Raw genomic sequence first — 1,129 nt, forward strand, 5'->3', positions numbered from 1 at the left:
CCGACTCTTGCCAGTACGGACCGTGGGAGACTTCTCGTCCCGCCCCTTCTACCCAAAGCGCCGATAAGGAATTCATCGGTAAAACCGACGATAGAGGCAAGCCAGCGCAAGGGTAAACCCCAACAAGCCCTTAAACCCTAGCTCCGAGGATTCGTCATGACAATCCTTACTTCGCAGGCGGTGGTTGGCGTCGATATTGCCAAAGCTGAAATCGTTGTCTATCGCGCCGACCAGCAAACGACTGACCACATCAAGAACGAGCGAACAGCGCTCAAACGCTGGCTTAAAACATTGCCCGCCCAAAGCGCTATTGCCGTTGAAGCCACCAACATCTACCACCTGGACACGGTCGAGCTGGCTCATGAAATGGGCCATCAGGTCTACGTGGTGGATGCTTATCGGGTGAGTCACTATCGCCGCGGCGTTGGCCAGCGAGCCAAGAACGATCCCTGCGATGCGCGCTTGCTGGCGCGTTACTTGACGAGTGAACAAGACGGACTGCGGATCTGGAGCCCGCCCCCCAAGGCCTACACCTCGCTGAAAAGCCTGCTCCATAGGCGTGCAACGCTGATCCAGAACCACACCGGTCTGATGCTGAGCTGGGCCAATGAACCCTTGCTGAAAAAAGTGCGGATCGCCCAGCAAAAAGCCTTCAAGCAAGCGGATCAGGCCATTCAGAAACTGCTGCGCAAGGTCAGCAAAGAGGCGGGTATCGAAGAGAATATCGACCGCTGCAAGGCCATCGAAGGCGTAGGCGAACTGACCGCAACCGGCTTGGCAACGACTTTCATACGCGGTGATTTTGCCAATGGTGACGCGTTCATCGCGTATCTGGGGATGGACCTTACGGTCGATGACTCCGGGAAGAAGAACGGTGCCCGGCACCTGACCAAAAAAGGGGATCCGGAAATTCGTCGATTGGCTTACAACGCGGCCATGGCGGCCTGTCGCTCGGCTAAATGGAAACCGTTTTACGAGGCATACCTGGCCAGAGGTTTCTCGAAAACTCAGGCCTTGGTCGCCTTGGCTCGCAAGCTCTGTCGGGTAGCATTCGCTCTGATGAAAAATCAGAGCGAATACCTGTCAGTCTGAGAATTTAGGGTTGCCGGGCAACATAGAATCTCCCACA

1 protein-coding gene is annotated in these 1,129 nt (G+C 55.8%); it reads left to right on the top strand.

From position 1 onward, the window contains the following. Positions 1 to 156: 156 nt before the first annotated feature. Positions 157 to 1,092 carry an IS110 family transposase gene (locus ACM6IN_RS18645; protein ID WP_123376408.1) on the top strand — a complete coding sequence of 312 codons (936 nt, stop codon included), beginning with the start codon at positions 157 to 159 and terminating at the stop codon, positions 1,090 to 1,092. Positions 1,093 to 1,129: the final 37 nt, after the last annotated feature.

Origin of the sequence: Pseudomonas sp. IT-P395 (assembly GCF_949767675.1) — a bacterium.
In the GTDB taxonomy this organism is placed as follows: Bacteria; Pseudomonadota; Gammaproteobacteria; order Pseudomonadales; family Pseudomonadaceae; genus Aquipseudomonas.

Coding starts and splice junctions, on each gene's coding strand:
- ACM6IN_RS18645 (WP_123376408.1), top strand. CDS start 157: ATGACAATCCTTACTTCGCAGGCGGTGGTTGGCGTCGATATTGCCAAA.